The 24,148-nt window shown below is 40.1% G+C and carries 17 protein-coding genes; 10 read left to right on the forward strand and 7 right to left on the reverse strand.

Annotated features, from left to right (window positions below):
• Positions 1-280 precede the first annotated feature (280 nt).
• The gene (locus KPY62_RS08460) at positions 281-3,268 is read left to right on the forward strand and encodes a DEAD/DEAH box helicase (RefSeq protein WP_216581608.1); all 2,988 of its coding nucleotides are present in this window, start codon (positions 281-283) and stop codon (positions 3,266-3,268) included.
• Between the two features lie 57 nt (positions 3,269-3,325).
• Here KPY62_RS08460 and KPY62_RS08465 read toward each other — a convergent pair whose 3' ends face one another.
• On the reverse strand, positions 3,326-4,114 hold the full coding sequence (locus KPY62_RS08465; RefSeq protein WP_216581609.1) for a crotonase/enoyl-CoA hydratase family protein: 789 nt from the start codon (positions 4,112-4,114) through the stop codon (positions 3,326-3,328).
• A gap of 218 nt (positions 4,115-4,332) precedes the next feature.
• On the opposite strand from KPY62_RS08465, the gene rlmF reads away from it, so the two are divergent.
• Positions 4,333-5,340: a 23S rRNA (adenine(1618)-N(6))-methyltransferase RlmF gene (rlmF, locus tag KPY62_RS08470; RefSeq protein ID WP_201623688.1), complete on the forward strand. Its 1,008-nt coding sequence runs from the start codon at positions 4,333-4,335 to the stop codon at positions 5,338-5,340.
• A gap of 282 nt (positions 5,341-5,622) precedes the next feature.
• On the opposite strand, the gene KPY62_RS08475 is transcribed toward rlmF, so the two are convergent.
• From KPY62_RS08475 to dnaA, 6 genes are all read right to left on the reverse strand, one after another.
• Positions 5,623-6,234: a manganese efflux pump MntP family protein gene (locus tag KPY62_RS08475; RefSeq protein ID WP_216581610.1), complete on the reverse strand. Its 612-nt coding sequence runs from the start codon at positions 6,232-6,234 to the stop codon at positions 5,623-5,625.
• Positions 6,235-6,500: 266 nt separating this feature from the next.
• Entirely contained in the window at positions 6,501-8,003 is a 1,503-nt protein-coding gene (locus KPY62_RS08480) for a DUF6880 family protein (protein ID WP_216581611.1), read from the reverse strand.
• 438 nt (positions 8,004-8,441) lie between these two features.
• Positions 8,442-11,063 carry a DNA topoisomerase (ATP-hydrolyzing) subunit B gene (gene gyrB, locus KPY62_RS08485; protein ID WP_416384060.1) on the reverse strand — a complete coding sequence of 874 codons (2,622 nt, stop codon included), beginning with the start codon at positions 11,061-11,063 and terminating at the stop codon, positions 8,442-8,444.
• Positions 11,064-11,669: 606 nt separating this feature from the next.
• Complete coding sequence (recF, locus tag KPY62_RS08490) at positions 11,670-12,962, reverse strand: DNA replication/repair protein RecF (RefSeq protein ID WP_216581613.1); 1,293 nt, start codon at positions 12,960-12,962, stop codon at positions 11,670-11,672.
• A gap of 191 nt (positions 12,963-13,153) precedes the next feature.
• A complete protein-coding gene (gene dnaN / locus KPY62_RS08495) occupies positions 13,154-14,329 on the reverse strand; it encodes a DNA polymerase III subunit beta (RefSeq protein WP_201623693.1) in 1,176 nt (391 codons plus the stop codon).
• A 171-nt stretch (positions 14,330-14,500) separates the two neighbouring features.
• Entirely contained in the window at positions 14,501-15,985 is a 1,485-nt protein-coding gene (gene dnaA / locus KPY62_RS08500) for a chromosomal replication initiator protein DnaA (RefSeq protein WP_216581614.1), read from the reverse strand.
• 713 nt (positions 15,986-16,698) lie between these two features.
• On the opposite strand from dnaA, the gene rpmH reads away from it, so the two are divergent.
• The 8 genes from rpmH (at position 16,699) to KPY62_RS08540 (ending at position 24,029) form a co-directional block, all read left to right on the forward strand.
• Positions 16,699-16,833: a 50S ribosomal protein L34 gene (gene rpmH / locus KPY62_RS08505; RefSeq protein ID WP_007394757.1), complete on the forward strand. Its 135-nt coding sequence runs from the start codon at positions 16,699-16,701 to the stop codon at positions 16,831-16,833.
• Between the two features lie 224 nt (positions 16,834-17,057).
• Positions 17,058-17,375 carry a ribonuclease P protein component gene (rnpA, locus tag KPY62_RS08510; RefSeq protein ID WP_216581615.1) on the forward strand — a complete coding sequence of 106 codons (318 nt, stop codon included), beginning with the start codon at positions 17,058-17,060 and terminating at the stop codon, positions 17,373-17,375.
• Positions 17,354-17,707: a membrane protein insertion efficiency factor YidD gene (yidD, locus tag KPY62_RS08515; RefSeq protein WP_216583260.1), complete on the forward strand. Its 354-nt coding sequence runs from the start codon at positions 17,354-17,356 to the stop codon at positions 17,705-17,707. Before rnpA ends, yidD begins: the two co-directional genes overlap by 22 nt.
• Before the next feature lie 198 nt (positions 17,708-17,905).
• A complete protein-coding gene (gene yidC, locus KPY62_RS08520; protein ID WP_216581616.1) occupies positions 17,906-19,594 on the forward strand; it encodes a membrane protein insertase YidC in 1,689 nt (562 codons plus the stop codon).
• 227 nt (positions 19,595-19,821) lie between these two features.
• Positions 19,822-21,264: a tRNA uridine-5-carboxymethylaminomethyl(34) synthesis GTPase MnmE gene (gene mnmE / locus KPY62_RS08525; RefSeq protein ID WP_216583262.1), complete on the forward strand. Its 1,443-nt coding sequence runs from the start codon at positions 19,822-19,824 to the stop codon at positions 21,262-21,264.
• A gap of 139 nt (positions 21,265-21,403) precedes the next feature.
• Positions 21,404-21,871, forward strand: coding sequence for a transcriptional regulator NrdR (gene nrdR / locus KPY62_RS08530; protein WP_201623698.1), 468 nt, complete (start codon positions 21,404-21,406; stop codon positions 21,869-21,871).
• A gap of 52 nt (positions 21,872-21,923) precedes the next feature.
• On the forward strand, positions 21,924-22,979 hold the full coding sequence (gene ribD / locus KPY62_RS08535; protein WP_216581617.1) for a bifunctional diaminohydroxyphosphoribosylaminopyrimidine deaminase/5-amino-6-(5-phosphoribosylamino)uracil reductase RibD: 1,056 nt from the start codon (positions 21,924-21,926) through the stop codon (positions 22,977-22,979).
• A 387-nt stretch (positions 22,980-23,366) separates the two neighbouring features.
• Positions 23,367-24,029, forward strand: coding sequence for a riboflavin synthase (locus tag KPY62_RS08540; protein ID WP_216581618.1), 663 nt, complete (start codon positions 23,367-23,369; stop codon positions 24,027-24,029).
• Positions 24,030-24,148: the final 119 nt, after the last annotated feature.

Genomic DNA, 24,148 nt, shown 5'->3' on the forward strand with positions numbered 1-24,148 from the left:
GATATAAAATTTTGGGTAACTCCTTGTCGTCATTCTCTTCAAAAGTTTAATAAAAATAACTCATCCTATACGCTAAATTCGTATTGCAATTTTTAGGCTGTTCAAAAGTTATATCTAAAACGTAACTTCGTAAATTAGCTCTTAAATTTTAGTAAACAAATATTTATTAATTATACCTATATATAAGCTAATTGGATTATAATAAATGTAGATAACTCGAACTTTAATACATATTGAATCGTAGTTGTTCAGATTATAAAATATCAAAAAAGGATATTCTGTGGATACTATTATCAAAACTAAGAAAATTGGTGAAAATGCTGTTTACTGGCAACCGATTAATGAGGTTAATAAAAACTATAAAGATGTAATCAATTCATGGAAAAATGGTTTTTTTGCTTTTAGAGAAGAAGATAGTAATAATGAAGGATTAAGACCTCCTCAAATAGGCGCAATTCATGCCGGCTTAGGATATGAAAAATCCGATCATAGCGAGTCAGCAACTATTGTTATGCCAACAGGTACTGGTAAAACTGAAACAATACTATCACTTGTTGTAGCAGGAAAATTTCCATTAACTTTGGTTATCGTTCCTTCAGATGCATTGCGTACTCAAATTCAAAATAAATTTATAAATCTAGGGCTTCTACGCAAACTAAAACTAGTTAGCAGCGATTTTGAAAACCCATTTGTAACTACAATAAATCATGGTGTTAAACAGCTTAAGTGGATTGATGGGTTACTAAAATCTAATGTCATCATAGCAACACCATCAGTACTTTCAAACTTCTCTAATAACTGCCTTACTGCTCTATTAAATGCTTGTACCCATCTCATTGTAGATGAAGCTCATCATATAGCAGCCAAGACATGGACTAATATAAAGTCACATTTTCTAGATAAGAAAATTTTCCAGTTCACTGCTACACCTTTTAGATCAGATGGGATAAGAGTAGAAGGTAGAATTGTTTTTGACTATTCTTTAGGGAAAGCTCAGGCTGATGGATACTTTCAAGAGATTGAGTTTTACCCAGTTAAAGAATTTATGGAAGAAAAAGCTGATAAAGCAATCTACGAAAAAGCTGTTGAGCTGTTGAGACGAGATATCGATATGGGATTTGACCATATACTTATGGCTAGAGCATCTTCTATAAAAAGAGCAGAAGAAATTTTTGAATTATACAAAAATGAAGTAGATTTGAAACCCTTGCTAATTAATAGTAAGACTAAAGGAAGTCAAGAAAAGTTAAAAGCTATTAAAACAGGAAATCACAAAATAATAGTTTGCGTAGATATGCTGGGAGAAGGATTTGATCTCGCCAACCTAAAAATATCAGCAATACATGATGTTCATAAAAGCATTAATATAACTCTCCAATTTATAGGTAGGTTTACAAGAACTAGTACAGATTTAGGTAGTGCTAAATTCGTAGCTAATATTGCTAATCCTAATGTCAATAAAGAGCTTGAAAGGTTATATGTAGAAGATTCAGATTGGAATAGTATTATTAGCGAAGTGAGTTCTGAAAAAATAAGAGATGAAAAAAAATATCAAAACTTTAAAGAGAAGTTTTCAGAGTCAACTGACATCTTTAATCTAGGTTTAACGCCTAATATGAGTACTACTGTATATAAACTGACTTTAGACTCATGGAATCCTCAAAATATATTTGCGCTTAATGAGAAGCATTTTAGGATATTTGAACACACTACTAATGATGAAAAAGATACACTTATTTTCAATACAAAAACTTATTTGCCAGTAGGCTGGACCAAATCCAAAGAGTTATTTAACGAGATATGGGACTTGTATATTATCTATTATGAGAAAGAAAGTGGACTTTTATTCTTTCATACCTCTAATAAAGGTACTTTTAATAGATTCATAATTAAAGCAATTGCTAATAGGGCAGTTCAACTTAGAGGTGAACCTATATTTAGAGCTTTATATGGTTTAAAGAGACTACGTTTACAGAATGTGGGTCTCAATAAACATAATAAAGGCTTACGATATTCAATGCATACCGGTAGAGATATAGCCGAACAGATACCTGATATTGAAGCTCAAAGGGCCATAAAATCAAATATTTTTGGTATAGGTTTTGAAAATGGAGAGTCGACTAGTATTGGTTGTTCTTATAAAGGTAAGATATGGGCAATGGACAGTGATTCTATAGATAAATGGTTCATATGGTGTAAGAACGTTGGTAGTAAAATTTTGGATGAAAGTATAGACCCTAATGCAATACTAAAGACTGCTATGCGAAATATAGGGCTTTCAAGTTTTCCTATTAATCCTATCCTCGCTGTAGATTGGCCTATATACCTACTTAAGAAGTCTCAAGATAAAGTAATTATAGGTAATAGTGATTGGAAAGATAACATGACAAACTGCGAACTAAGTTCTAATCTACTCCCTAATAAAGATGGTACAGAAATAATTATATATCTTTCAACGTTTGAACATAAAAGTGAAATTAGATTTTCTATTCAGAATGACGAAGTGAAGTTTGAGAGTTTAGATAATCTATACATTCAATTTGGAGAAAACAAAACATTTATAAATGACTTTTTTATGGAACATCCGCCAATAATACTGTTGGCTGATACGTCTTATATAGAAGGTGATCAGTACTACTATCCAAGTGAACAATACGCATACTTATATAATAAAAGTGAAATTAGAGCTTGGAATTGGGAAGGTGTTGATATATCTACCGAATCTCAGAAACCTGAAAAGTTAAGTAACTCTATTCAGTATCATACTATCCAAAAAATTAAAGACTCATATGACTTAGTTTTTGATGATGATGGTAGTGGTGAAGTTGCAGATATAGTTGCTATAAAAAATGATGACGATAAGACACTCTATATTGATTTTTATCATCTAAAGTATTGTTCGAAAAATAAAGCAGGTATATCAAAACCTGGTGCTAGAGTTGATGATATATATCAAGTCGCAGGACAAGCCGCTAAAAGCATTAAATGGGTCGAAAATGTAGATAAGCTGATATCGAGGCTAATCGATCGTGAAATTCAGAGGCTAGGAAAAGGAGAACTCTCTAGAATCGATAAGGGTGAATTAGAAGATTTATATTATTTCAAGCAAGTTGCAAAGTTAGCATATCATGAATTCAATATGACAATCATTCAACCAGCAATTTCTAAAGAAAGGATTTCAGACGAGCAACTCATAATCTTAGGTAACGCTGAAACGTACATTAAAGAAATCACCGGAATTAAACTCAACGTTATCTCAAGTCCTTAGAAGAATGACTAATAATTTATTCTCATTTCATTTTTTTGATGGAAATAGCTGATTCTATTACCTTCCCACAAACTCAGCCGCCCGTCTCTCAACCATCGCCATCACACCCTCTTTGGCATCTTCTGAATGGAACAGCGGTGGCAGAAAGCTATGAATATTAGCTAACGCCACAGCAGCGCCATTGCGACTAGCGTCTTGCGCCGACGACAGTAATGCTTGCACGCCAAGTGGTGCTGATTGGCAGATCTCTTTTGCTATAGTCAGTGCACGCTCATATTCTTCACCACTAGCCACCACCTCACTGACCAGATTAAGCTTATCAGCGGTCTGCGCATTAAAGGGCTTACCCGTTAATAGATACGGCATGGCTTTTTGCCAGCCAGCCGCCGCTACAAAGCGTACGGTTGCGCCACCAAAAGGCATAATGCCACGCTGAACTTCCATTTGGGCAAAGTTGCAGTTGTCACTGGCGATCACCACATCGCTATTGAGCATCAGCTCGATGCCTGCGGTAAAGCAAGTACCTTGCACCGCGACCACGACAGGCTTGGTTCGCAATTTGCCACTGATTCCCCACGGATCGATTTGGTCATCAGCGAATTCAAACACCCCTTTATCTAGCTTATCTTGCAGCTCCATCAGGTCAAGACCAGCAGTGAAATGCTCGCCATGAGCGAAGATTAGCGCACAGCGTAAATTAGCATCACTATCATAACGAGTGAGCGCCTCAGACAGCTGCGCTATCATATGGCTGTCAAAAGCATTGCGTTTATCAGCACGATTAAAACCAATCAAACAGATGTGATCTTGCACCTCATAACTGATGCGCTCGTTTATCGTAGTCATATTATCTTCCTTGAGAGTTTATTATTGTACTGTACAAAGCGGTTAGCGATCTGCTCTGCTCTTGATAAATCTAGTTTTAATATAGCTAGCCCCGCAGCACAACGCAAGTGGCTTAATTGTGTACAGCATTCCCCTCTATAAACTCACGATATCTGCGTAGTTTGGCGCTAAATCTGCTACACTTGCTCGTTATCTCCCTATATCGTAAGCCCGTTACTATGACAACTCCACACAGAAATAGATCTCCAGCCTCAATCAAAAAACTAGGCCAGCTACATCCGCGTAATGCGCATCAAGGTCGCTATGACTTTGACGCTTTGACTCGCGCTTTACCTGAGTTAGCTGACCATACCATCACCAACCCTAATGGCGAGCCGACGATTAACTTCTCGGACCATCAAGCAGTACGCACCCTAAATAGAGCACTATTAGCGAATTTTTATGGCGTTAAGTTTTGGGATATTCCAGAAGGTTATCTGTGTCCGCCTATCCCAGGTCGTGCCGACTATATTCACTATGTCGCCGACTTATTAGCGCAGACCACGCATATTAATGAAGACAATACCCCGCCAACAGGCAAGCAGATTCATGTGCTCGATATCGGTACTGGTGCTAGTGCTATCTATCCGATCGTTGGTAGCCAAAGCTACGGCTGGCGCTTTACTGCTAGTGATATCGACCCTATATCAGTAAATACTGCTGCGCTTATTTGTGAGACTAATCCTAAGTTAAAAGGCGCAGTGAAAGTTAAACTACAGCCTAATCCTAAGAAGTTATTCGCTGGTATTATTGGTCGCCAAGATTACTTCGACTTAGTAGTTTGTAATCCTCCTTTCCATGCTTCAATGGAAGAAGCGGTAGAAGCCAATAGCCGTAAGCAACATAACTTGCAAAGACATCGTGGTAAAAATGAAAACGAACAGGTCAGTCGTAGCTCAAGTAAATCGGGCAATGCAGCACAAAACCTAAATTTCGGCGGTCAGCATAAAGAGCTGTGGAGTGAAGGTGGCGAGATTACTTTTTTGACTAATATGGCCAAAGAGAGTCAGAGCTTTGCTGAGCATGTTGGCTGGTTTACTACTTTGGTTTCTAAGTCTGAAAACGTTAAGCCCTTGCAGCTGTTACTAAGTCAGCTTAATGTTGCTCAAACACGTATCATTGAGATGAGCCAAGGTCAAAAGAATACGCGCATATTGGCATGGCGCTTTAATAGCGATGACGAGTAATAGTTAAACTTAGTATTGATGATCGGTACTGATAATCCGTACTAATTATTCATAAAAAGGTTTCACATGAAACACTAGCTTTGCTATTTGTCCTTACTAGTACTGTTGCTACTAATGTTATTAATAGGATTGATAGTTTATTATAAATCCTTATTAAAAGTAGTTTCACGTGAAACAAAAACACCGTCTTGAATGTCAAGACGGTGTTTTTTATGGCGCTATTTATAGTACTTTTATGGCATTAGTTATAACATTAGTTACGCTGTTATCCATAGTGCTAAGCTAGCTAAATAACATTACTTTGAACCCGATAGCGATAAGTACTACCCCCCCTAATATCTCGGCTTTATCTTCTAACCATGTGCCAGAGCGCTTACCTAGATAAACTCCAAACCAGCTAAATACAGCGGTGATTAGCGCTATTATTAGACAAGACAACCAAGCATTGAGTGCCAATAGATTCAGGGTGAAGCCCGCTGCCATAGCATCAATACTAGTAGCGATGGCTAAAGTAAACATAGTGCGATGATTGATCACACTAAGCATTTGCTTATTATTACTATTGCTAACGCTACCCTCAAGGCTTTGAGCATCGTCTATAGCCTCTTGATCATCAAGTTTTAATGCTTCAGAAAGCATTTTACCGCCTAGAGCAATTAGAATAAAACCACCTATCCAAGGAGCAGCCGAGGCTAGCCAGCCTAATAATGCCGCACCTAGTAAATAACCAATGAAGGGCATAACGCCTTGAGCAATACCAAAGTATAAGGCTGAAATAAGCGCTAAGCGCAAAATATAAGACTGAGTTTGCTTTGGTGATTTTGCACCTAGTCCGATAGCTACGGCAAAGGCATCCATCGCTAAGGCAATAGCGAGTAAAATCACTTCGATCATATTAATGGTCACTTACCAATTAAAAGTTGTTAGGCTGCTTGGTGAATTGCTTAGACAATACTACAGAACTCTCGTCAATAAGGTTTCATGTGAAACAATTAGAATGACTTTATATAGTGAACGAGTATTCATCACTAGTTGAGATTTTTAGAAGCCTAGCACTGTAGAAGGAGCTATTTTTAAAGAGATATATTTTTAGAAAGAGAAGTATTTAGAAGCCTAAAGCTCGACAGGCCTAAAGCTCACTTGACCGAAAAAACCACCAGCTAATCACTTATTCGCTGCCAAAAATCACTTCGCCCACCATAATTTTGACTTAACAGCTTAGTATATTGCTGATGCGTAGCGAGACTATTATAACGATCTGTAGATTTATTAATAGTGCTATCTAATGGCAATAAGCGCTTGTAATAGCGGGCAGCATAACCGTAAGCTCTACTCCGATCATTAGTCAAAATATCATCGATTAAACTGCGATAGATAATCACTTGAATGATAGCCGTGTCTTCTGGCAAGGCTTTTAACAGCTGGGTCAAAGTTTCATAATGGATGTCTGCAAACTCATGATGACGAGTAATCGCTAGTTGATTAGCTAGCTTGATCTCCCCTATTTCTAATAACAGCAAAATTGCCGTTATGATATCTTGTTGATCCTCAGCCAGCTTATAAGCTTTTTTGCGCCAGCCTGCTTGCTCGGCTGGACTAGCTATAGCCATGATTGCCTGTAGCCGTTTAGCAGACGAGTGCAACTCGAATACTTCGCCGAGCACTTTTAGTTGCGCCTTACTGTCACCTTGCTGTTGATATATTTGGCTTAGCCAGTCCAAACGTTTTATCGCATCTTGCTGAGCTTTACTCTGCCAGTCATGGTTTAGATACTCTAGTGCTAGCTCATAGGCTTGATGATCTATCATAAAGCTAATTAGCCCATTTAGTTGTTGCGGGCTTAAAGGTTGCTGAGGATAGATAGTCCGATAAACTGCTGTAAATAACGCCACATCTCCCAAAGCTTGAGCTAGACCTAACAGAGCCGTTTCGGTCTTTAGCTTTTCTTGATGATTAGCTCGATCATGACCATAAGATAGCGGTATTTGCTGATTATCTGCGTTTTTGATAGTGTTTTCAGCACTGCCCTTACCCTTGTTTTCTGCAAATAAACTTCGATAGTAGTGCAGATAGTCGTCGATTATTCCTCGTATTTCTAATTCTGATAATAGCTGCTTAAGCCCTCCCATTAGCGCATCTTTAAAGCCGTAAGCGTTATCGTCGATTAAATTTTTGACCTTTGTTTGCCATGCTTGACTCAGAATATCTTGTTCATCGACTAGCAAAATCTGTTTTTGTTGGCTATAACAACCCCTAGCAACCGTCAGCCAACTCTGCGCCAGATTACTATATGTCTGCCCTATTTCACCACTAGCATCATCACAACGCTCCAAGCTCGTATTACTCGATTCAATAAATAACTCTAGTAGCTTTAGACAAGTCTCAGCTTGCTCTGGATAGAGGTTCATAATGTCACTGGCTAGATACTGCAGCTCGGTGGCAAACTCACTGACTTTCCAATGATCTATATATTTATGTCGTCTATTAAGTCCTTTTAAAGTAGTAGTCAGCTTCTTTATTAGCTTGGGTTTATCCGACTGTAATAATAGCCGCTCTATCTTTTTATCCAATAACTTATCTACCCCTTGCACTTCAGCGATAAAATTGACCAAAGCTGCTTTAGGAAGTTGCGCTAGACAGTGCTTTTGTTGCGAATTTAGCATGATAGAGCCCCTACTAGTTGTCCACAATGTCGTTGATAGCTTGTTTAATAACTTATTTGATATAGTCAGTTCATTGTAAAAACTCTACAGCGAGATTGAGATCAGTTTTTTGCAGCCTCTGTCAGCCTAGGCACAGCAAGCCAGAAAAACTCATCATAGTCTCGCATCATAAAGTGATGTATCTATTCTATTCGTTATCGACTATAGCTTTTAACCATAAAAAAGTACTACTAAGCTCAGCTGTTTAGCGACTACCAATAGGTGGTAGTAACTAAAAAGTTATTACTAGCAGCGCATGATTGCCATCTGCATAGGTTATTTTAAAGCAACTAGCGTGACAAGCTATTATCATAGTGTTTCATGTGAAACAAAAAAGCCACCTTGCGAACAAGATGGCTTTTTATTATAGAGAGACTTTTGGAGCTTTAAAGCTACCCATTAGATATCTAAGTTAGATACCGTCAAAGCGTTCTCTTCGATAAAGATACGGCGCGGCTCGACATCATCACCCATTAAACAAGTGAACATATGGTCAGCTGCGATAGCATCTTCGATAGTCACTCGTAGCATACGACGATTCTCAGGATCCATAGTAGTATCCCACAGTTGATCGGCGTTCATCTCGCCTAGACCTTTATAACGCTGAACAGATAAGCCACGACGCGCATCTAACATCATCTGCTGCCAGAGATAGTCAAAGTCACGTACCGGAATATCTTTGTTAGTACCAGCACTAGCATCACGACGGATAAAGGCACTATCTTCAAGCAAAGTATTCCATTCGCTTGATAAACGTAGCAGCTTACTATACTCACTAGAGTTAATAAAGCTAGCATCTAGCAGATAGTTATGGGCTAGTTGATGCACGTAAACAGTTATGCGTGGTAGCCACTGTGGCTTCTTCGATAACGCTTCAGTACTAGATATAGATTCACCAACGATACTAGCTTCAGAATTACCTATAAGTGCAGGTTGCGCTGGCGCTTGTGGCTTCATACCTAGTAAGTCAGCAGTAACCGCATCCATAGTCGCCGACGCTGGTGCATGAATATCAACCAACTCAATCTCAGGATTTAGATCACTACCAAAGCGGTCTAATTGCAGCTGCAACGAGTCTGTCCATGCTTGCATTGCTGACAGATCATGAGTCATATCAGTGCTAAGTTTTGGCGTATGAGTCAATGCATCTAACAATACTGCGGGATAACGAATTTGCAGACGTGCTTTGATCAGCTGAGTTTGGTTATAATCGTTCAACAGCGTCTCTAGGGCTTGTCCAGTGATAGCCGGTGCATCCAAACTAATATGCAATCTAGTATTATCAATAGTTGACGACAATAGATAAGCTTTCAAGGCTTCATCATCTTTTAAGTATAATTCTTGACGACCTTTCTTAACTTTATAAAGCGGTGGCTGGGCGATATAAATATAACCACGCTCAATCAACTCAGGCGTTTGACGGAAGAAGAAGGTCAATAGCAAAGTTCTAATGTGTGAGCCATCCACGTCTGCATCAGTCATGATAATGATTTTATGATAGCGGGCTTTATCAGGATTGTACTCGTCAGGACCAATACCACAACCTAAAGCAGTGATTAAGTTACCAACCTCAGCAGAGGACAGCATTTTATCGAAACGGGCACGCTCAACGTTAAGAATCTTACCCTTTAGCGGTAGAATTGCCTGAGTTTTACGACTACGACCTTGCTTAGCTGAACCGCCAGCAGAGTCCCCTTCCACAATATAAAGCTCTGATAATGCAGGATCTTTTTCTTGGCAATCAGCCAACTTACCTGGTAGACCAGCGATATCTAACGTAGTCTTACGGCGGGTCATTTCACGCGCTTTACGAGCCGCATCACGGGCCCGTGCAGCATCAATAATCTTACCAGCGATAGCTTTAGAAGCGCCCGGGTTCTCTTGCAAATAGTCGTTAAACTTATCATGCATTGCTGATTCAACAGCAGATTTAACCTCGCTCGATACTAGCTTATCTTTAGTTTGGCTAGAGAACTTAGGATCAGGAACTTTCACCGAAACAATAGCAGTCAAACCTTCACGCGCATCATCACCTGTGGCGACTACTTTCTCTTTTTTGAATAAGTTTTCACGATCCATATAAGTGTTTAAGCAACGCGTCAATGCTGAGCGAAAACCAGATAGATGAGTACCACCATCACGTTGTGGAATGTTGTTGGTGAAACAGAGTACTTTTTCGTTGTAAGTATCAGTCCACTGTAACGCGACTTCGACACTAATGCCGTCATCTTGCTCACTGTTGAAATGGAATATTTCATTAACATTATCTTTGCCAGCATTGATATAGCTGACGAACTCAGATAAACCACCTTTATGCTCAAATTCATGACGCTTATCGATGCGCTCATCAGTTAGCACGATACGCACACCTGAGTTTAAGAAAGATAACTCACGCAAGCGCTTAGCTAAAATATCGTACTCAAAAATGGTGCCAGTGAACACATCCGTACTCGGATAAAATCGAATCTGAGTACCCGTTCTGTCGGTGGCTTCCATTTGTTGAATATCGCCATCTGGTACACCATCAGTATAAGTCTGATTATAATGATAACCTTCACGCCAGATATTCATCTCTAGAGTTTTAGATAAAGCATTGACTACTGACACCCCTACACCGTGTAGGCCGCCTGAAACTTTATAGCTATTATCATCGAACTTCCCACCCGCATGTAGGACAGTCATAATGACCTGTGCAGCTGATACGCCTTCCTCAGGATGGATATCTACTGGCACACCACGACCGTTATCACTGACACTGACCGACTCATCTTCATGAATGATGATATCAATCTGATCGCAATGACCAGCGAGTGCCTCATCGATAGAGTTGTCCACCACTTCAAAAACCATGTGATGCAGGCCGGTACCGTCATCGGTATCACCGATATACATACCCGGACGCACACGTACCGCCTCAAGTCCACGCAAGACTCGAATGTCTTTGGAACTATAATCGGAGGGGTTGCTTTCAGGGGCGATAGTCTGAACGGTACTATCGGTATTTACTTGCTCATTATCGATAGATGATGACTCACTCATGTGCATTCCTTAATCAAGCCGTAATCAGCTATCCATCACCTGCTCGCCACTACGGCGAACATCATGAGGTTATCTTAGACTCAGCATAACGCTGCGATGTTTATTAGATACCTCTAATTAAGAGGTAACGAAAGGATATAAAAGCGTAAAAACACAATGTTATTATTGCGAATACTTTAGTGAAAATACCTCGATATATTTATAGACAGTATCAAGAGATATATCATGAAATAAAACCTAGCATTATCAATCATTTAGTAATTTAAATACGCTACTAAAACCTTAGTCAAAACTATAAGATAAATTGCTGAAAATAGGACAAAAATAAAGCCTTATTTTAGCATTTTTTTGTCTCTAAGTCACTGTTTGCTAGTGTTTTTATAAATATAGGCTTAATCGAATATGTTGAGGTTGTCTAGGAATTTTTAAGTAGATAAGTGGTAGTAAGGAAAAGTCTAGGTTAAGCCAAGATTAGCACAGGCTTAATGAGTTAGTGGCGTCAGCCAGCTAGATCATCTAGCTGACTAGTTAAATCGCTGAACTAAGTAAGTAGCTAGATTAATAATCACTAAACCAATAATCCCTAAACTAATAATCAGTGAGCTCACCTTGTTTCATGTGAAACACTTTAGAAGTTGGCCAATATTTATCGATCATAGGTAAGATATCAGCAGTTAGACTAGTTATAAATACTTGGCAAGGCAGCGTTGCTAAGGTCGCTAATAAGATCTCTAACGCCCTACTATCCAACTCTGCGGTTATATCATCCAATAGCACTACTGGCGTCATGCTAGCCTCAATACTGCCCTGTTTGTCGCTACTAGCTATGGCTTTATCATTATCTAGTAATAGCGGTAGCTGTGACAGTCGTAACGCTGTGATCAGTAGTTTTTTTTCACCACGTGATAAGACGTTAGCGGCTTGCTCCTTGAGGATAGGCTGTGCTGAAGTTTTAGTGGCTGACTTAGAAAAATCAGGATCAATGCTCTGCTCAATATCGCTATTTATTGTGTCAATGTCAGTGCTGGCCCTGGGATCAGTTGTCGACGAAACAGCGCTTATCTCATCAAGCGCTTGCTTGCTATTATCTGAACACCAATGCACATGAACATCTGCGCGATGACTGCCAATACGAGTATAGCCTAATTGCAAATCTTGGGTTAGACGCTCACTCAACTGCAGATCAAGAGCAATACTAGTATCGTATCCAGCCGTGTAACTCAAGCTTAGTTGCTGGGCATAAGCTGGTAATAGCTGAGCGATACTAGCAGCAAAATAGGGCTGCCAGGCAGTAAAGATATGCTGACGATAATGATCAATTAGCGCTGCATGATTGGCTAAGCCTTGATCCCAAGACTTTAGCTCAGCCAGCTGGTTTTGCGACAAGCTTTTAGCTTGTTTCAGCAGAGTATTACGTTGCTTTAGTAAGCGTTGATAAGCGACCCACTGGGGATGAAACCCTTGTTTCATGTGAAACACTAACCAATCTAATAACTGACGACGGCTAGCACTACCCTGCTCTAGCATATCCATAGTCGAGGGATCTATCAGTAACGTAGGTAGCTGTTCGGTAAGGATACTTTGGTTGTAAACAGTAGTTTGATTCAGGCGCAATAGCGTACTGGCGTCGCTTTGCTTTTGGATAGCAACCGTGCCGCCATCAGTGAGATGAGCGTGAACCGTCACCGCTGGCTGATGATGCTGGATATAGCGTTTGGGTTGATGATGACGGAAGCTTTTACCACGCGATAATAAGAATATAGATTCTAATAAGGAGGTCTTGCCACTACCATTAACGCCAATAATGACATTGCATTTGGCTGTCTGCATATCTATTTGGTTGATATTACGCAGATGTGAGACTTGTAGACGTCCAATCATAGTGCTTTTACGCCTGTTTTTATCGATCAGCAGCTAGAGAATGAGACCACGATTAGGGTCATTACTACAGAGTAAACTTAACCCCTGCCAATCTACTAACTTTCAATAAACCGCCTGTTTATCGAAGCTTGAGATTATTAATACTTGAGATTAGCAGCGTTTAAGATCAGCAACTACAGGCCACTGCCCTACTATATACGCATTGGCATAATGACATACTGATGGAATTCATCGTTGAGCTGATTGACTAATACTGAAGCATTAGACTGGCTCATATGCATTTGTAAATCGCCTTGAATAACGCCCAATACGTCTTGCAGGTAAGCAGCATTAAAGGAAAGCTCCATTGGCTCGCCTTGATATTTGGCTTGGATCATCTCCACCGCTTCATCTTGCTCAGCGTTATTAGCTCGTACTTCTACCATGCCATCACTAGCAAAATTAAATACCACGCCGCGCGACTTCTCATTACTCAAGATAGCGACTCGGCGCAGCACATCAGTCATTTTCTCTTGATTAAATAAAGCCAGTTTGTCAGTGTTGCTCGGCATTACTCGGCGATAATCAGGGAACTTACCATCGATAAGACGGGCAGTAAAAGTCACCATCAGGTCTTGACTGATTTGCCCAGTACTATCCACCTCACCGAAAGGCAAACTCACTTGTAAAAACTCACGGCCAAAACTTAAAGTTACTACGTTATCTTGGTCGCCAAGCATTTTACCTAGCTCAGTCGCCAATCGCTCAAGCTCAATGACTGCTTTACGCGGCAAGATAGCCTGCATGTTTAAATCAGCGCTGATATCAATAACGCTGCGCGCCAATGCCAATCGATGGCCATCAGTAGCGACTGTAGTTAGTTGCTGCTGTGAAACGTCAAATAACATCCCTGTTAAGTAGTAACGCACATCTTGAATAGCCATCGCAAACTGAGTTTTGTGAATAAGATCAGTCAGACGATTGCGACTGATAGTCAAAGGGGTGATACTTTCAGGATTACCCAAACTTGGGTAGTCTTCACTCGGTAAAGTACCTAAAGTGAAACGACTTTTGCCGCTAGTTAATAGACAGCGCTCGTTTTCTTGGCTAGCGAGGTTGATCTGTGCTTGCGCAGGTAACGATCTACAAATATCCTTTAGCTTTATCGCCGGTAAAGTAGTTGCACCAGCTTCAATACAAGCACCTGCTGGCAATTTGAGAGTTGACGTTAGCTCTACTTCTAAATCAGATGCGGTTAAAATCAGTTCAGAATCAGACAGTTGCAGCTTTATATTGCCCAAGATCACCATATTGTGACGCTTATCGGCGGCCTTGGCTATCAAGTTAATGGCTTTTAGTAACGATTCTCTGTTAATCGATAATTGCATGCTAGATACTCTTAAGTAAAGGACATTTATTTAACGTGGTATTGTTGGTTTTTTTAGAGGTATAGCACGTTTTGTTAATAATATTACTAATCATTATAAACCATAAATAGCCGCTACAACATAGCGAAACTAACCGCTATTAGTGACTATTAGAATGGCAAAATACTAAGGCTATCCAGCTTGGAGCATCATCGCTAGGGCCTTATAGTCTTTATCAACAGTAGGATCTTCTGCTCTTAACTGTGCAACTTTATCACAGCCATGCATCACCGTAGTATGATCTCGTCCCCCAAAAGATTGGCCGATATCTGGGTAACTGTCACCCGTTAACTCACGTGATAGTGCCATTGCTATCTGTCTTGGCCTAGCAATAGTACGCGTACGTTTACGACCCATTAAGTCTTTTACCGTTATATCGTAATACTCAGCAACTACTTTACGGATATTGTCCATATTGACGGCTTGTACCCGCATAGCGACAATATCTTTTAGAGCATACTGCACCATTTCTAAAGTAATAGGTGCGCCAGTCAAATTAGCATTAGCAAAGACTTGGTTCAATGCACCTTCTAGGCGTCTAACATTCGAAACCACATTCTGAGCTATGAATAGAGCGCATTCTTTTGGTAACACCATACCGTAGGAGGCAGCCTTCTTTTGTAAAATCTGTACCCGAGTATCAATCTCAGGAGGTTCGACAGCGACGGTTAGACCCCAAGAAAAGCGCGAACGAAAGCGCTCATCAAACTCAGTCATTTGTGAAGGATGTCGATCTGAGGCCAAAATAAGTTGCTTGTCACCACTAGTAAAATCAGCAAACAAAGTTAAAAACTCATTACTACTTTTGGTCTTTCCTGCAAGAACATGAATATCATCAACAATGAGTAAATCTACTTTTTTTATTTTCTTTTTAAAGTCTTCTATTTTGTTATTTCTTAATGAATAAACTAATTGATTAATAAATTTTTCAGAAGTGAAATAATAAAAACTTCTATTATTTTTTAAATAGCGTTGAGCTACAGAATGCATTAAATGAGTTTTTCCCAAACCTGATGGGCCATATATAAATAACGGATTGTGACGATTTTTTGATTGTGGCTTAGTAAGCTCATAACAAGCTTTGTACGCTAAGTTATTAGACTTACCAGTGACAAAGGTTTCGAAGGTAAAATCAGGGTTCAGATACCTTAACGACTTAGTATCGGCAGAGTCAATAAGTGCGGAGTGAGCACTGTTCATTTGCGGATTGATACTAGGATTTACGCTGTTATTATTTGCTGACGCTAGGGTAGGGGAGTGCTCATCATTTGGAAATAGTGAGCCTGAGGCATTGAAAACGTTGAAAGGATTGTCTTCGATATTATTTACACTATCATCAGCATCGCGACTAGTACTTTCACTATGACTAGTGTTGTCTACTCGAACAATGACTTCCTCAATGCTACCTTGACTGTGTTTAGTCACTAATTGCTGAATATCTGCTAAGTGATTCTTTCTTATGTAAGAAACGAAGTAATCGTTGGGCGCACGGATGACTAAAGTTTGAGCTTCTTGATGTACGGATAAAGGTCTCAACCACATAGTAAAGACATTATCTTTAACGTTATAGCGCAAGTCATCTAAGCATTTGTCCCAAAGCGTGGCAGTATCTATCATGAAAAATGCTAACCTCAAAATTTAGATTTATTGTTAAATAACTAGGATTAAAAACAAGTATAAAAAATAGTAATTAAATAATGTTTTTCAACACTTTTACTGAGCTTAAGACCGATTATCAGCCCTAAACCTTACTTTTGGTGACTTTCAATGCGTACTATTACTCACTTTGATCATCGGTAACGCTCAGAGTAGAAGACTGGCGCTTATTTGCTAAAGTAACTTAAAAAATAGCAGCATAACTAGCAGGCTAATTTAACACAATTAGCCTGTGGATAACATCCTGTTTTTTGGGGATAACCCTGTGGATAGTTTTGGGGATAACTTTAATTAGTGAGTTACCCCCATTCCATCCACAGCTTGTCCACAAGGTTATCCATAGTTTAAGATTTTGATAATTAAAGATAATTCCGACTTATCCTCAGATTATAGGGCTGCCAATAACAACAATACTAATATATATTAATCTTTAGTTATTATGGAATTCAACAAAATCTGTGGATAACTATTTCAAAACAGTCGATAATCTATAAATCAAAATTCAATTCACAGCTCTCAAAAAATGATAACCAAGTAACCATCAAAGAGATAATCATTAGTAGTTATCGACAACCCATTAGCAAAACTATTAATTAGTTTATTGACCTATATTTTCTGTAATGATATAATCCTGCATTATTGCGAATTTAGTCCATTATTTTGATAGGTGAGTTATGAAACGTACATTCCAACCAAGCGTGATCAAACGCAAGCGTACTCACGGTTTCCGTGCTCGTATGGCCACTAAAAAAGGTCGTCAAGTACTGGCTCGTCGTCGCGCTAAAGGTCGTCATCGCCTAACTGTGTAGATCAATTCCACACAGATATAAGATGATTATGGCTTATAGTGATTGTTGAGGCTGTGGTGATTTAAAATCTGATAGCTTTAGAATATGATAATCATTGTCGAAAACTTACTTGTAGCCCTATATTAAAAGCGCCCATATCGGCGCTTTTTTTGTCGCTTTATTTTATACTACTGGCTTTAACGCTAAGCTTATCGCTACTACTAGCCTCTACTTTAGGTTGTATTATGTCTAATAATCAATTAACGCTGTCTACTACACGCTTCACTAAGGCGCAACGCTTGCTTACTCCAGCAGCCTTTAGAGAAGTGTTTGATGCCCCTGAGCGCAAGCTACATCAAGGCCATCTAATGGCCTTTGTGCGTAGCAACAACTGTGAGCAACCACGAGTAGGTATGGCTATTACTAAGCGTAAAGTACCTACTGCAGTGGTACGTAATTTGATCAAAAGACAGATTCGTGAAAACTTTCGAGTACAAGCTTCTAATTTAGAAAACAAAGATATAGTTTTTATAGTTAAAAAATCTGTAAAAGAATTAAATTAATTATTTTTTATCAAAAAATAATTAGTCCTATAATACCTGCGCGCTGTCGTTATTATCCAACCTGCTCAAATTATGGTAGACAAGCTTTGCTTTGGCATGGAGGCCTAGCAGGTAGTTGGTTGCTCCTAAAACGAATTGGACGTTGTCATCCTTTAGGAGGGCATGGAATTGACTTTGTACCGTTGCCATTAGCTTCCTATAAATATTTTGTTATTAGCAGCAGTAATGACGTCAATAAGCGCTCTTTAAAAGCTTATGTAGGCAGCAATGTTTATCGCGACAACACTAGTTATACGGTGCGTTTGAACCAGCTGATGAGTAGATATCAATGAGTCTTGTGGATAACTATGGTAAGTTATCCACAAGTTATCCACACTGTTGGTATCATTTAGAGTGGTTTTTTAGTAAAATGATGCACATTTTATGTAAATGATTGCGGATATAGCAGTTTGTTTTTTTTGCCTGCTTATCTGTTAGTCATGACACATGCCTAATTTTTCATTCCCTAATTTTTAATGTAGGAAAGGTTTATGCAAAAGATATTTCGGGTGATGATCATCATAGCGATGCTAATCACCGCTTATCTGCTGATTTTGGCATGGCGAGATGATTATGCCGATGCACCTGCGGTAGATCCTGTGCAAGAAGCGACGAGCTCATTAGGCGCTGATATTCCATCGACTACGGGTGCAGCTGGTGATGTTCCGATACAAACGTTACCTACTAGTACTAGTAGTGCAGTAGTAGCGGCAGCGGCTAAAGACGCAGGATTAATCACAGTTACTACTGATCGCTATGACATCAAAATCAGCCCAGAGGGCGGTGATATCGTCTACGCTGCACTTAAGCAGTATGATGCAACACTCGATAGTGATGAGCCTTTTGTATTGCTAGAGAACGATAGCAATCGCGTTTATGTGGCACAATCAGGACTGATTGGTCCCAACGGTATCGATACTGCTGCTGGTAGAGCTAACTATAGTCATAGTGCTAATAGTTATGCTATGCAAAGTGGACAGCAGACTTTGTCAGTACCCCTTACTTATCAAAAAGATGGGGTGACGATCACTAAGACTTTCACCTTTACCGCAGACAAGTACCCTATTGATGTCAGCTATCAGATTCAGAATAAGTCTGCAACGGCATGGCAAGGTCAGATGTTTGCTCAGTTAAAGCGTGATGCTAGTAAAGACCCTGGTATGTCTGATAAAGGTGCGCTAAGTATGGCAACTTATTTAGGCGGCGCTTGGGGAACTCCTGATGACCCATATAATAAGCTTAAGTTTAAAGACTTTAGTGATGGCAAATTAGCCGTTACCAGTGATAGTGGCTGGGTTGGTATCGTGCAGCATTATTTTGTATCAGCATGGACGCCACAGAACTTTACCGGTAGCTTCTTTAGCCGTGAAACCGCAGGCGACTACTTTATTGGTTTTAACAGCCAACCTATTAATGTAGCTAGCAATAAACAAGTCACTTTAAATGCAACGCTTTATGCGGGGCCAAAAGTACAGTCTGAGCTCAAAGATTTGGCGGTTGGCCTAAATAAGACTGTTGATTATGGTTTGTTATGGCCGATATCTAAGGTGTTGTTTGCTATCCTACAGGGTATTCATAACCTCATCGGTAACTGGGGTTGGTCGATCATCTTCTTGACTATCTTAGTTAAGATTGCCTTGATGTGGTTCTCTAATAAGAGCTACTATTCAATGGCGAAAATGCGCGCTATCGCTCCAAGATTGCAGGCTCTAAAAGAAGAGCATGGCGATGATCGAATGAAGATGTCACAAGCGATGATGGGGATTTACAAAGAAGAAAAAGTAAACCCTATGGCTGGTTGTTTACCTATTCTAATGCAAATGCCTATCTTCTTAGCGCTATACTGGGTCTTAGTTGAGAGCGTTGAGCTACGTCATGCACCATGGATTCTATGGATTCATGACTTATCAGCGATGGATCCTTGGTTTATATTACCGTTACTGATGGGCGCCTCTATGTTCGTTCAGCAACAGTTAAACCCACAGCCTACTGATCCTATGCAAGCAAAAGTAATGAAGTTTTTGCCGATTATCTTCACCGCATTTATGTTGTTCTTCCCTGCAGGTTTAGTACTATATTGGACAGTGAATAACCTATTCAGTATGACCCAACAGTACTTGATCAACAAAAAAGTAGAAGAAGAGCAAAAGCAGCGTACCGTGAAAGTTCTAGAAGGATAGGTATATCAGCTAATAGTAAAAAACCATCGCTACGGCGGTGGTTTTTTTTGTTTAAAATCTGCTATCAAGCGCTAGGGTTATAAAGTAGATATCTGGCTATTTGAAGTTTGCTTTGTCAGGATTAGTCTAGCCGTCTATAATAGAGTTTTTAGCTATTGAGAGTGGTTGTGAATTCTATCGCAACGGCGGCGACGTCGACTGACCTACCTGTTTTATCTGCCCCCTCTATGACCACTACCATTGCTGCTATTGCAACGCCGCTTGGCCGTGGTGGAGTAGGTATCATCCGCCTGTCTGGTAGCAAAGCTTACGCCATCGCTTGTCAACTGACTGGTAAAACCAAGTTTAGCCCACGCTTAGCCAGTTTTTGTCGCTTTTATCAAGCTGATGGCACTATCATCGATGAAGGGCTGGTGCTTTATTTCAATGCGCCCCACTCTTTTACTGGTGAGGATGTGATTGAGCTACAAGGCCATGGTGGTATGATTTTGCAAAATCAGCTACTAGCACGCGTCTTTGAGCTGGGCGCGCAGCAAGCAAATGCTGGAGAGTTCTCATATCGGGCTTTTGATAATGACAAGCTTGATCTGGTACAAGCAGAAGCTATTGCTGATGCAATCGATGCCACTAGCGCTGCTGCTGCTAGTAGCGCTATACGCTCATTGAGTGGTGAGTTTTCACTAAAGATCAATCAACTGTTAGAACAACTGATTCATCTACGTCTGCATGTAGAGGCGGCTATTGATTTTCCTGACGAAGAAGACGTTGATTTTCTATCCGATGGCGTCATTCAAGATAAACTGGAACAAACCCAAGCGCAGATTCAACTAGTATTAGCGACGGCCAAACAGGGTCAGTTATTACGTGATGGTATTCATGTGGTATTAGCAGGCCGACCTAATGCTGGCAAATCCAGCTTACTTAATCGGCTAGCAGGGCAAGAGCGCGCTATCGTTACTGAGATTGCTGGAACTACGCGCGATACGCTACAAGAGACAGTAGTGTTGAATGGTTTAACGCTACATTTAACCGATACCGCAGGGCTGCGTGAGACTGAAGATACGGTTGAACGTATCGGCATAGCTCGTGCTCGTACCGCTATCGCCCAAGCTGATATGCTACTGTTGGTCTATGATGTGACTCGTGATATAGAAGGTGGTAGCACCCCTATTCAATTAGCAGAGCAGCTATTTGGTGAGTTACCAGAAGCCAAACGCTTACTAATTATTGCTAATAAAAGCGACTTACTATCGCAAAATAGTGATAAAACTGTACAGCTATCTAACGCCCTTACTGAGACAAGTCAGACAAACAATACAGTTTCCACGTTTATTGATACTGATGCTAATAACGGCCAAGGGTATGAGCAAGTTAATGTTTCATGTGAAACAGGGGCTGGTATTGAAAATCTTATCGAAACGCTTTGTGCTAAAGTAGGCTTTCACCCTCCCGAAAACAGTCTTATTGCTCGTACTCGGCATTTAGATGCCTTGAGACGAACGCTGATTTATTTGGATGAAGCCCATGAGCAATTGGTAGTCTTTCAGGCAGGAGAGCTAGTGGCTGACAGTTTGCGTCAAGCTCAGCATAGTTTGAGCGAGATCACGGGTGCCTTTAGCGCTGATGATTTGTTAGGTAAAATATTTGGTAGTTTTTGTATAGGTAAGTAGCGGCAGCTCACTAGCTATAGATCATCTATATGCATAATTAGTACTCATACTCATACTCATATTGATACTTGTAGCTGACATCCATAGATAAAACCCGTAACTGGCACTCATAATTGGCACCCATAAAAAGGAACACCGCATGCACTGTCCTTATTGCAACGCTTCAGAGACTAAGGTCATTGATTCACGTTTAGCAGCAGAAGGAGCACAAGTACGTCGTCGTCGGGTCTGTAGTAGTTGCCAAGAGCGTTTTACTACCTTTGAGATGGTAGAAGTAGTTATGCCACGGATTATCAAATCGAGTGGCAAAATTGAACCTTATGATAATGAGAAACTACGCCGCTCTATTCAATTGCCGTTACAGAAGCGTCCCATTACTATTGATGAGCAAGAAGCTATGATTAGCCGTGTTGAAAAGCGTGTTCGGCAAATGGGTGAACGCGAAATCAGCAGCAAAGTCTTAGGTGAAATTATCATGAGCGAACTTAAATCTTTAGATGATGTAGCTTATGTACGCTTTGCTAGTGTCTATCGCGATTTTCAAGATATCGATGCTTTTCATCAAGAAATTGCTAATATTCGCCCTGCTGATAAAGACGATAGTTAGTTTCCGCTACTTTTTTGCCAATCGATTATTTCTTATTAAACGTGGTGCTTGTATGTCAGTTTTTAACCTTAGTGGAAATGCTAGTGATAGCTATTTTATGATGCTAGCTATCGAACAAGGCCGACGTGGACAATATACTACGCGCCCTAATCCAGCAGTAGGCTGCGTGATAGTGCAAGCAGAACAAGTAGTAGGGCAAGGCTTTCATCCACAAGCAGGACAGCCACATGCTGAAGTATTTGCGCTCAGAGACGCTGGCAGTAAAGCGTTAGGAGCAACGGCGTATGTAACCTTGGAACCTTGTAGTCATACTGGACGTACACCACCTTGTGCATTGGCGTTGATTGAAGCGGGTATCAAGCGCGTGGTGGTCGCCGGTTTAGATCCTAATCCACAAGTAGCGGGTCGCGGGGTAAAGTGGTTACAGCAGGCAGGTATTGCAGTAACTGTTGGGGTATTGACTAGCCAAGCAGAAGCGCTTAATCGTGGTTTTCTAAAAGCAATGCGTACGCAAATGCCTTATGTACGGTTAAAGATAGCTACTAGCCTCGATGGTCGTACAGCTATGGCGTCAGGAGAGTCTAAGTGGATTACTGGTGCAGCAGCGCGCGAGGATGTACAGAAGCTACGGGCGCAAAGTGCAGCTATTATCACTGGTAGCGAAACAGTTATCACAGACAATCCACAGCTGAACGTACGCTCTACGCAATTAGGGATAGCGCTTGCGCAAGTACCGCAACCAAAGCTAGTGATACTTGATAGACGTCAGCGCTTAGCTTATGATCCAAAATCTGACTACCAGTTATGTCGTGATAGTGACACCCTCTATTGGCGTGATAACGAGCTAGCAGAACTATTAACTAGATTAGTTAGCGAGCATCATTGTTATGAGGTGCTGATTGAGGCAGGCGCTAAAGTGGCTGGTAGCTTTCTTAGTGCGCAGCTAGTTGATGAGCTAATTGTCTATCAAGCGCCTTGTTTATTAGGAGCCCAAGCTAAAGCTATGGTTGATGTTAATCCTTTATCTTTAGCGCAGCAATTACGCTTTGATTATCATAGCCATGAGCAACTTGGTTCTGACCTTAAGATCACTCTCTTGCCATTATAATTAGACAATACAATCAAGGATATAATCTTAAATAGTTATCCACAGTAGGGCTTAAATAGTACTTGAATGTGGATAACTACTCTACTGAGTATAAGGTTTCACATGAAACTGTGTATAACTTTGTTTCACATGAAACTTATGGGCTATAACTATCTACTTAAAATAAGCTCAAACCTTTACTGAGCTTAGCTTTGCACAAAGGTATAAAAACCATTGTTACTATAATTTAATTTACTAGATATTGTGGATAACTTTGGCAGAAAGCGAGTTTCCACAGTTAAACGCTACAAATATTCCATACTTATCCACAACTTATGCCATTGAAACGCAAGCGATGAATAAGTATGCTGGTGATCAAACCAACAGCGATAATACAAAGAGGCTAATATGTTTACTGGAATTATAGAAAGTGTTGGACGAGTCAAGGCTATGCAGCCTGTCGGTGGTGATATTCGCTTGGTTATTGAGGCCGATGATTTAGACTTTAATGATATTTCACTAGGAGATTCAATCGCTTCTAATGGTATTTGTTTGACAGTCGTCGATTTAGGCAGTAACTACTATGCAGTTGATGTTTCACGTGAAACTATAGCTCGTACTGCACTGCAAGACTTAAAAGCAGGCCATGTGGTTAATTTAGAAAAAGCGATGCTGCCTACTACTCGTTTTGGCGGCCATATTGTCTCTGGTCACGTTGATGGTGTAGGGATAGTAAGCAAGTTAAAACAAGACGCTCGCTCTATTTATATCGAGATCGAAATTCCACCTGAGTTAGCACATTACACAGCGACCAAAGGCTCTATTACTCTTGATGGTATTAGCCTGACTACTAATCTGGTACGTGATAATATCGTTTGTTTGAATATTATTCCTCATACTGCACAAGTGACTAATATTGCTAAGCACTGGTTAGTTGGCGATAAAGTCAATGTCGAGGTAGATCTGGTTGCCCGCTATTTAGAGCGTTTGTTGAATAAAAAAACAGATGATTCAGTAGCCTCTGGTTCTATAACTGAGAGTTTTTTAGCAGATGATGGCTTTATGAAGTAATAGATTTATCAAGCTTTAGCTAAATCAAGTACAGTTAGATCAATTAACTAATTAACTAATTGAATAACTAACTAGCCATCAATCAGCTTGTCATACGCTGGTTGATAGCTGACTGAGCA

Source organism: Psychrobacter sp. TAE2020, from assembly GCF_018919485.1.
GTDB lineage: Bacteria > Pseudomonadota > Gammaproteobacteria > Pseudomonadales > Moraxellaceae > Psychrobacter.